Below are 8,629 nucleotides of genomic sequence, written 5' to 3' on the forward strand. Positions count from 1 at the left end.
TGGATCGAGTAGGTGTGGGCGTGGTGTGGCCGGAGGGGGGTGATGGGGGGGGGGCCGCGGCTCGCCACCTCCGTGAGGCGCAGACGCTCGGCCACGGCGACGACGGAGGCATCTACGGTCCCGAGCGGGAAGTCGGCGTACTTGCGGACCAGTTCGGCGATGCGTACATAGTCTTCGGCGGCAAGCTCGACCGCCTCCAGGGTTCCGACCGCGAACAGGTCGAGGAACACGGCTTCGTTGTCGGGGCCGAGTCTCCGCTCGATGAGCTGGGCGGTTTCGACGACGACTGGAGCGGGCACGAGGAGACGCCCACGCAGGGAGCTGACGTGCGCCACGCACTGCGTGTGATCGTCGTCATCCTCATCAGCGACTGCGTAGAGGACGCCTGTGTCCAGGAGATGGCACTTCACCGGGTCTCGTCGCTCCACTCCGCGGTCAGCTCACGATGCCTCCGTGCCGTGTCCGTGTGACCCGACCGCCCCATGCCCGCGAACGCGGCGAAGCCCGGCCGCTCGATCGCCAGAGGCAGAACGTCCGCGTCGCTCACGAAGGGTGCGATCTCCGGATCGGCGTCGACGACGACCCGGAGATGCCTCAACTTCTCCGGTGGCAGCTTGTCGATCAGGTGCTTGAGGTGCTGATAGTCCTCTGCTGCGGTCATATTTCGAGCCTACGCCGCCACAACGGCGCCCGGCACGGGCCGCGACCCGTTCACCCGAACGAGGCGATCACTCCACGAACAGCCCCCGCGCCGCCGCCCCCGCATCGAACTCCTCCAGCCTCGCCTGCGCATCCGGGAGGCCGTCGCACATGGCCTCCAGGAGGACGCGGCCCAGGAGCATCGGGGCGCAGGCCGTGTCGAACGCGAGGCCTGTGCCCACCGCCGCCGGGAGGAGGAGGTTGGAGTGGGCCGCCACGGGGGCGAACGCCGAGTCGGCCACCGTCACGACGGTCAGGCCCGCCGACTGGGCGTGGGCCAGCGCGTCGACCACCTCGCGCGGATGCCTCGGCAGGGCGAAGCACAGCAGCGTCGAGGCGCCCGCACGTACCGCCGCGTCGATCCGGTCGGCCAGCATCGTGCCGCCCTCGTCGAGGAGGCGTACGTCCGGATGGACCTTCGAGGCGAAGTACGCGAAGCCGTACGCCTGGGACGCGGCGGCCCGCAGGCCGAGGACGGGGAGCGGGCGGGACGCGGCGAGGAGCCGGCCCGCGCGCTCCACCGGTGCCGGGTCCGCGAGGACCTCCGCCAGGTGCCGCAGGTTCGCGATCTCCGCCTCGACCGCCTGCTGGTACTCGTTGAGGGAGGACTCGCCCGCCTCCTCCGCGGGTGACAGTTCCCGCAGGTGCCTGCGGAGCGCCGGGTATCCGTCGAAGCCGAGCGCCACCGCGAACCGCGTCACCGAGGGCTGGCTCACCCCGGCCAGCTCCGCCAGTTCGACGCTGGAGAGGAAGGGGACGTCCGCCGCCCTTCGCACCATGCAGTGCGCGATGCGCCGCTGCGTGGGCGTCAGCCGGTGTCCCTCGAAGAGCACTTGCAGCCGCGCCGCAGGACTGTCACTCATACCGTTCCCCTCACAACACCCTGGCCCTCGACGGCCGTTCCGCCTCCGGCCCCCAGGCCCGCCCACAACTCGGTGAACCGGTCAAGGAGTCCGGCCGCCGCCGTCACATCATCCGTCAGCGGGCGGTCGGCGAGCTCCGCGTCGAGGACGGAGTCCGCGAGTTCGAAGGCCCGCCCGACGGGCAGGTCCGGGTCCAGGCGCATGTCGCGCTGGCGCAACGCCCTGACGGCGGCGACCAGTTCACAGCCCACCACCAGCCGGTACGCCTCGCACGCACGCAGCGTCTGGCGGGCCGCCAGCGAGGCGAAGCTGGCCTGCTCCTCGACACCGCGGGAGAGAACGGCATGGCCGAGCGACGCGGGCGCCGAGAAGGCCCGCAGGTCACCGAGGGCCGCCCCGGCCGCGTACTCAAGGATCATCACGCCCGAGGAGGCCGGTTCGCCGTCCGCCAGGAAGGGGCGCAGGCGGGTGAAGGCCGGTTCGTTCAGGGTCGAAAGGCGGGACGTGGAGAGGCGGGCCGCCTGTGTCATCGCCAGCCTGAAGTGGTCCAGGGACAGGGCCAGTTGGGCCAGATAGAAGCCGCCGTGGTGGTACGCCGCCATGTCGTCCGGTGAGATCAGAGGGTTCTCGGCGGCCGCGTTGATCTCGACCGTGAGGACGCCATCAAGCGCGTCCGCCGCGTCGTGCGCGGGCCCGTGGATCTGCGGGACGCAGCGGAAGCCGTACGGGTCCTGGATACGGCCGAGCGGCGGGGTCGGGCGGTCCGGTGCGCCGAGGATCAGCCGCATGCGTTCCGCGACCGCGTACGAACCCGCGTGGCGGCGCGCCTCGTGGACGGGCAGCGCGTATGCCTCGTACGAACCGTCGACGGCCATCAGGGAGAGCGCCGCCACCACCTGCGTGGCCGCGATCAGGCCGCGCAGTTCGTGCAGGGCCAGCGCGGACTGGCCGAGGGTGAGGGCGTTGCTGCTGATCAGGGCGAGGGCGTCGTTGTTGTCGAGGGGCTGGGGGGCCGGGGCCGCCCCGGTGCCCTGCCAGGGGTGCTCGCCCGCGAGCGCGAGGCCCATCTGGGCGAGGGCCGCGATGTCGCCGGTCCCGACCGAGCCGAATTCATTGACCTTCGGGTACGCGCCCGTCTCCAGGGCCTCGCAGAGCGCCGTGACGACGGTCGGGCGCAGCCCCGCGCCGCCGGCAAGGAGCTGGTTGGCGCGGACCGCGAGCATCGCGCGGACCTGCCGTGCGGGCAGCTCGTCGCCGATCGCTCCGGCATGGCTGCGCAGCAGCCGCAGGCCGTGGTCGGCGGCCGCCTCGGTCGGCACGGACTCATTCCGGTTGGCGCCCACCCCGGTGGAGCGGCCGTAGACGCGACCCCAGGACGCGATCTCCCGTGCGGCGTTCCACGAGTCCTCCACACGCTTCATCCCGTCCGTTCCCGGAACGGGCTTTGCGGTGGATTCGGCCAGCCGTACGACATCTGCGACCATCAGTCCGCGGCCGTCCAGGACGACGACCGAGCCGCTGCCGTCGGACGCCCTGCCGGTCGCCCTGTCCGCGATATGAGACGACATCACTCGCAATTCCTCCTCAACCCGGACGCTCCGTCTTGCCCTGCGATCACTCGTAACCAGCGATTTACGCCGGGGCGTGGACAAGCTATTGACAATCTATTCAGTCAACGAGAACTCTGCATGACGATATACAGCCGGGCAAGGGACTCCTCATGATCCAATTCGATACGGTCCACAAGCGCTTCCCGAACGGCACAACCGCGGTCCACGACCTCACACTTGAGATGCCGGAAGGCGGCGTGACCGTCCTCGTCGGATCTTCCGGTTGCGGCAAGACGACGACGCTCCGCATGATCAACCGGATGGTCGACCCGACCTCAGGGACGATCAAGGTCAACGGCAAGGACGTCCTGCGCCAGGACGCGGCCGAACTGCGCCGCTCCATCGGCTATGTGATCCAGCAGTCCGGGCTCTTCCCGCACCGCACGGTCCTGGACAACATCGCCACGGTGCCGCTGCTGCTCGGCTGGGGCCGCAGGAAGGCGCGGGCGCGGGCCGCCGAACTCCTGGAGACGGTCGGCCTCACCGCCGACGCGGGCAAGCGCTACCCGCACCAGCTCTCCGGCGGCCAGCAGCAGCGCGTCGGCGTGGCCCGCGCGCTCGCCGCGGACGCGCCGGTGCTGCTCATGGACGAGCCCTTCGGCGCGGTGGACCCGGTGGTCCGCACCCAGCTCCAGGACGAACTCCTGCGCCTGCAGCGGGAGTTGAACAAGACCATCGTCTTCGTCACACACGACATCGACGAGGCCGTACGGCTCGGCGACCGGATAGCCGTCTTCCGCACCGGCGGCCATCTCGTCCAGTGCGCGTCCCCCGCCGAACTCCTGGCCCGCCCGGCGGACGACTTCGTGGCCGACTTCCTGGGCGCCGAACGCGGCCTCAAGCTGCTCTCCCTGACGACACTGACCGAGGTCCCGCAGGCTCCGGCCCCCGAGGGCGGCGCCTGGACGCTGCGCCTGGACGCGGCGGGAGCCCCGCTGGCCTGGCGGCACAAGGACGCACAGGCCGCGGACGTCCCCGTACGCCCCCTGCGCGACACCGATTCGCTGCTCTCCGCCCTCAACGAGTCGATAGCCGCACCCAGCGGCCTGGTCGCGCGGGTCGACGCGAAGGGCGTCCTGACGGGCGTGACATCCCGAGACGACATCCACGACCACGCGGGCACGGCCCACGAACAGGGCCGCACAGCCGCCCCCTCAGGGGCGCGGGGAACTGCGCGAGCAACCCAAGAAGACCCGCACCCGCCGACGAAGAGCCCGGGGCAGACGGGACCGCGCACGGAGGGCGAAACCAGCGGCACCGGCGACACGAACGCAGACTCCGCCCCCACCACAGCGGAGCGCCCCGCATGACCATCGACTGGTCGTGGATATCCGACCACACCGGCGACCTCACCACCCTCACGCTCTCGCACCTCCAGGCCGCCCTCACCGCCGTACTGCTCGGCCTGCTGATCTCGCTCCCGCTGGCCGTCGTCGCGCATCGCGTGCGCCCCCTGCGCGGACTGCTCCTGGGCCTGTCGAACGTCCTGTTCACCATCCCGTCCATCGCCGTCTTCGTGCTGCTCCTGCCGGTCAGCGGGCTCACCCGCACCACCACCGTCATCGGCCTGACGATCTACACGCTCGTCGTGCTCCTGCGGAACACCGTCGAGGGCCTGGACTCCGTACCGGCCAAGACGAAGGAAGCCGCGAAGGCCATGGGCACCCGCCCGCTGCGCACCCTGCTCACCGTCGAACTCCCCCTCGCCCTGCCCGTGATCATGGCGGGCGTACGGATCGCCACCGTCATGGCGATCTCCCTGGTCTCCGTGGCGACGTACATCGGCGACGGCGGTCTGGGACAGCTCTTCACGGACGGGTTCCAGCGCAACTTCCCGACCCCCGTCATCGTCGGCGTGGCCTTGACCCTGCTCCTCGCACTCGTCGCGGACGCGCTGCTCGTCACCCTCCAGTACGTCCTGACGCCCTGGACCCGCCGCAAGAGGAGCGCGTGACATGTACGAACTCTTCAAGGACCTCGGCGCCTGGCTGGTCAGCGGCGACCAGTGGGCCGGGCCCGACGGCATCGGGCACCGCCTCGCCGAGCACCTCCAGTACTCGCTGCTCGCCACGCTCATCGCGGCCGCGATCGCGCTGCCGCTCGGCCTGCTCATCGGGCACACCGGGCGCGGCGCCTTCCTCGCCATCAACCTGTCGAGCTTCGGCCGGGCGCTGCCCACCGTCGGCCTCGTCGTGCTCGTCTTCCTCGCCAGCGGGCTCTCCATGTGGCCCGTCTACATCGCGCTCGTCGCGCTCGCCGTGCCCTCCATCGTCACCAACACCTACGCGGGGATGACCGCCGTCGACCGCGAGGTGAAGGACGCGGCGAAGGGCCAGGGCATGCGCTGGCACCAGGTGCTCTTCCAGGTCGAACTCCCCCTCGCCATGCCGCTGATCATGACCGGGCTCCGGCTCGCGCTGATCCAGGTCGTGGCGACGGCCACCATCGCCGCGTACGTCTCCTTCGGCGGGCTCGGCCGGTACGTCTTCGACGGGCTCGCCCAGCGCGACCTGGTCCAAGTCCTTGGCGGAGCCGTGCTGGTGGCGGTCGTCGCCGTCGTACTCGACCTCGCGCTCTCCGCACTGCAGCGCGCCCTCTTCCGTCACCGCCCCGCCAAGTCGGCCTAGGAGCAAGCCAGATGTCTCCCATCAACCGCAGAAATCTCCTCGGCGGACTGCTCGCCGCCGCGTCCGTGCCCGTGCTCGCCTCCTGCAGCGGCGGCATCACCTCCCTCGACGGCCAGGGCGCCGGCGGCGGGGGCGGCGGCTCCAGCAAGGACGGCGTGACGATCGGCACCGCCAACTTCACCGAGAACCAGGTCCTCGGCTATCTCTACGCCGCGGCCCTCGAAGCGGCCGGAGTGAAGACGAACGTCCGCCCCAACCTCGGCACCCGCGAGATCCTCATCCCCGCGCTCAAGGGCGGCGACATCGACCTGCTGCCCGAGTACCAGGGCGCGCTCCTGCACTACCTCGACCCCAAGGCGAAGGCCACCGAGGAGGGCGAGATGCAGAACGCCCTCGCCATGGCGCTGCCGCGCGGACTGCAGATCCTCCCCTACGGGATGGCCGAGGACTCCGACGCCTTCGCCGTCACGCGGGAGACCGCCGACGAGTACGGCCTCAAGTCCCTCGCCGACCTGGCGAAGCACAACGGCAAGCTCGTCATCGGCGCCGCCCCCGAGGTGAAGAAGCGCACCGTGGGCGCCGTCGGCCTCAAGGACGTCTACGGCGTGGAGTTCAAGGAGTTCAAGTCCCTTGATTCCTCGGGTCCGTTGGTGAAGGGCGCCCTGAAGAAGGGCGACGTGGACGTGGCGAACCTCTTCACCACCGACACCGACATCGCGGCCGAGAAGTGGGTGGTCCTCACCGACCCGAAGAACCTGATCCCCGGCCAGCACGTCGTCCCGCTCATCGCCGACCGCAAGGCCGACTCGACGGTGCGGGGTGCCCTCGCCCGCCTGGGGAGCGTACTGACGACCAGGCAACTCACCGAGCTGAACCGCCTGGTGGACAAGGACAAGAAGGACCCGGAGGACGTCGCGAACGACTGGGCGGCGCGCCACGGCCTGACCAAGAAGTAACGCACGTACGGAAAAGCGGACTTACGAGGAAGCAGGGGAGTCGAGCGGCATGGCAGCTGAGGATCTGGTGGAGCGGCGCTCCATCGACGTCGTCCCCGACGACGAACGGCACGGCACGGCGTTCAGCCAGTTCACCCTCTGGCTCGGCGCCAATCTGCAGATCACCGCGGTCGTCACCGGCGCGCTCGCCGTCGTGTTCGGCGGCGACGTGGTGTGGTCCGTCATCGGGCTCCTGCTCGGCAATCTGCTCGGCGGCGCGGTGATGGCCCTGCACTCGGCGCAGGGCCCGAAGCTGGGCCTGCCGCAGATGATCCAGTCCCGCGCCCAGTTCGGCGTGAAGGGCGCGGTCGTCCCGCTGCTCCTGGTCATCGTGATGTACGTCGGGTTCTTCGCGAGCGGCAGCGTCCTGGCCGGACAGGCGACGGCCGAGCTGACGCACACGAACGACACCACCGGCATCATCATCTTCGCGGTGGTCACGGCGGTGACGGCGGCGGTCGGCTACCGCGTCATCCACACGCTCGGCCGGATCGCGAGCGTGATCTGCGCGCTGGCCTTCGTCTACCTGGGCATCCGCCTCCTGGACCGCGTCGACCTCTCCGCGCTCCTCTCCGACGCGCACTTCGACCTGCCGATGTTCCTGCTCGCCGTCTCCCTCTCGGCGTCCTGGCAGCTGGCCTTCGGTCCTTACGTCGCGGACTACTCGCGCTATCTGCCGCGTACGACGTCGGGCAAGGCGACCTTCTGGTGGACCCTCTCCGGGTCCGCGCTCGGCTCGCAGTGGTCGATGACGTTCGGTGTCCTCGTGGCGGCGACCGCGGGCGACGCGTTCCTCGCCAACCAGGTCGGGTACGTCGTCGGCCTGGGCGGCACCGGCCTGATCGCGTCGTTCCTCTACTTCGTGATCGCGCTCGGCAAGCTGACCATCAACGTGCTCAACACCTACGGCGGCTTCATGTCGATGGTGACCAGCGTCAGCGGCTTCCGCGGCCAGAAGGTCCTCTCGCAGCGCGGCAGGGCGGTGTACATCGCGCTGATCATGGTCGCGGGAACGACGGTGGCGCTCCTCGGCAAGGACAGCTTCCTGACGTCCTTCAAGGACTTCCTGCTCTTCCTGCTGACCTTCTTCACGCCGTGGTCGGCGATCAACCTGGTCGACTACTACCTGATCTCGAAGGAGCGCTACGACATCCCGGCACTCTCCGACCCGGCGGGACGGTACGGCGCATGGCGCTGGGACGCCCTCGTCGTCTACGGGGTGGGCCTGCTCGCCCAGCTCCCCTTCCTGGTCACGCACTTCTACACCGGCCCGCTGGTCGAGCCGCTCGGCGGCGCGGACGTGTCGTGGATCGTGGGCCTGGTCGTACCGGCGGTCCTGTACTGGCTGCTGGCCCGGCGCGGCGCCACCCTAGGGCTGAACCCCGATGAGAATGGGGGGATAGCCCCACTGCCAGAGGCATCCGAGCTGCGTACCGTAAAAAACTATGGAAGCCCGTGACGCCGAACTCAAGAAGGAACTCGACGCCACTCTGCATGCCCGCAGGGAGCTAGGCGAAGAGTATGAGTCCGCGCTGGTCGACTCGTTCCTCGGGAAGGTCGAGCAGCGCCTGGACGGCACCATAGACCGGCGGATGCGCCGGCACATGGCCGAGCAGCAGATGGTCGTCGCCCGCGGCTCCCGCGCGCCCGACAACGCGGTGGACTCATGGGGCGAGCGCTTCGGCTTCGCCGTCGTCTCCCTGATCCTCGCGATCCCCCTCTCGGCGGGGGGGGGGGGGGAAGCCGCGAGGACCGGGCGGGGGGGGGCCCGCGGGGGATTTAAAAAAAAAAAAACCCACCAAAAAAAAACAAAAACCAAAAAAAAAAAAAAAAAA

The 8,629-nt window shown here is 69.8% G+C and carries 10 protein-coding genes; 6 read left to right on the top strand and 4 right to left on the bottom strand.

Features of this window, described 5'->3' with window-relative positions; translation table 11 throughout:
- The 4 genes from ACFWY6_RS36695 to ACFWY6_RS36710 all read right to left on the bottom strand — a co-directional run.
- Positions 1 to 428 (bottom strand): type II toxin-antitoxin system VapC family toxin (locus ACFWY6_RS36695; RefSeq protein ID WP_384699915.1); only part of this gene is annotated, 428 nt, incomplete at its 3' end.
- Entirely contained in the window at positions 407 to 661 is a 255-nt protein-coding gene (locus tag ACFWY6_RS36700; protein ID WP_384699917.1) for a hypothetical protein, read from the bottom strand. The genes ACFWY6_RS36695 and ACFWY6_RS36700, both read right to left, overlap by 22 nt.
- Before the next feature lie 67 nt (positions 662 to 728).
- Positions 729 to 1,562, bottom strand: coding sequence for a MurR/RpiR family transcriptional regulator (locus ACFWY6_RS36705; RefSeq protein WP_384699919.1), 834 nt, complete (start codon positions 1,560 to 1,562; stop codon positions 729 to 731).
- Positions 1,559 to 3,130, bottom strand: a complete 1,572-nt coding sequence (locus ACFWY6_RS36710) for an aromatic amino acid ammonia-lyase (protein WP_384699921.1) — start codon at positions 3,128 to 3,130, stop codon at positions 1,559 to 1,561. The genes ACFWY6_RS36705 and ACFWY6_RS36710 overlap by 4 nt, the downstream gene beginning before the upstream one ends.
- A 152-nt stretch (positions 3,131 to 3,282) precedes the next feature.
- On the opposite strand from ACFWY6_RS36710, the gene ACFWY6_RS36715 reads away from it, so the two are divergent.
- The 6 genes from ACFWY6_RS36715 to ACFWY6_RS36740 form a co-directional block, all read left to right on the top strand.
- On the top strand, positions 3,283 to 4,482 hold the full coding sequence (locus ACFWY6_RS36715) for an ABC transporter ATP-binding protein (RefSeq protein WP_384699923.1): 1,200 nt from the start codon (positions 3,283 to 3,285) through the stop codon (positions 4,480 to 4,482).
- On the top strand, positions 4,479 to 5,126 hold the full coding sequence (locus tag ACFWY6_RS36720; protein WP_384699925.1) for an ABC transporter permease: 648 nt from the start codon (positions 4,479 to 4,481) through the stop codon (positions 5,124 to 5,126). The genes ACFWY6_RS36715 and ACFWY6_RS36720 overlap by 4 nt, the downstream gene beginning before the upstream one ends.
- Before the next feature lies 1 nt (position 5,127).
- Complete coding sequence (locus ACFWY6_RS36725) at positions 5,128 to 5,799, top strand: ABC transporter permease (protein ID WP_360770637.1); 672 nt, start codon at positions 5,128 to 5,130, stop codon at positions 5,797 to 5,799.
- Between the two features lie 20 nt (positions 5,800 to 5,819).
- Positions 5,820 to 6,755: an ABC transporter substrate-binding protein gene (locus ACFWY6_RS36730; RefSeq protein WP_384699932.1), complete on the top strand. Its 936-nt coding sequence runs from the start codon at positions 5,820 to 5,822 to the stop codon at positions 6,753 to 6,755.
- 49 nt (positions 6,756 to 6,804) lie between these two features.
- Complete coding sequence (locus tag ACFWY6_RS36735) at positions 6,805 to 8,253, top strand: purine-cytosine permease family protein (RefSeq protein ID WP_384699928.1); 1,449 nt, start codon at positions 6,805 to 6,807, stop codon at positions 8,251 to 8,253.
- Positions 8,240 to 8,629: hypothetical protein (locus ACFWY6_RS36740; protein ID WP_384699930.1), on the top strand; the 390-nt coding region annotated here is incomplete at its 3' end. The genes ACFWY6_RS36735 and ACFWY6_RS36740, both read left to right, overlap by 14 nt.

The sequence above is a fragment of the Streptomyces sp. NPDC059037 genome (genome assembly GCF_042740015.1).
Taxonomy (GTDB): Bacteria; Actinomycetota; Actinomycetes; order Streptomycetales; family Streptomycetaceae; genus Streptomyces.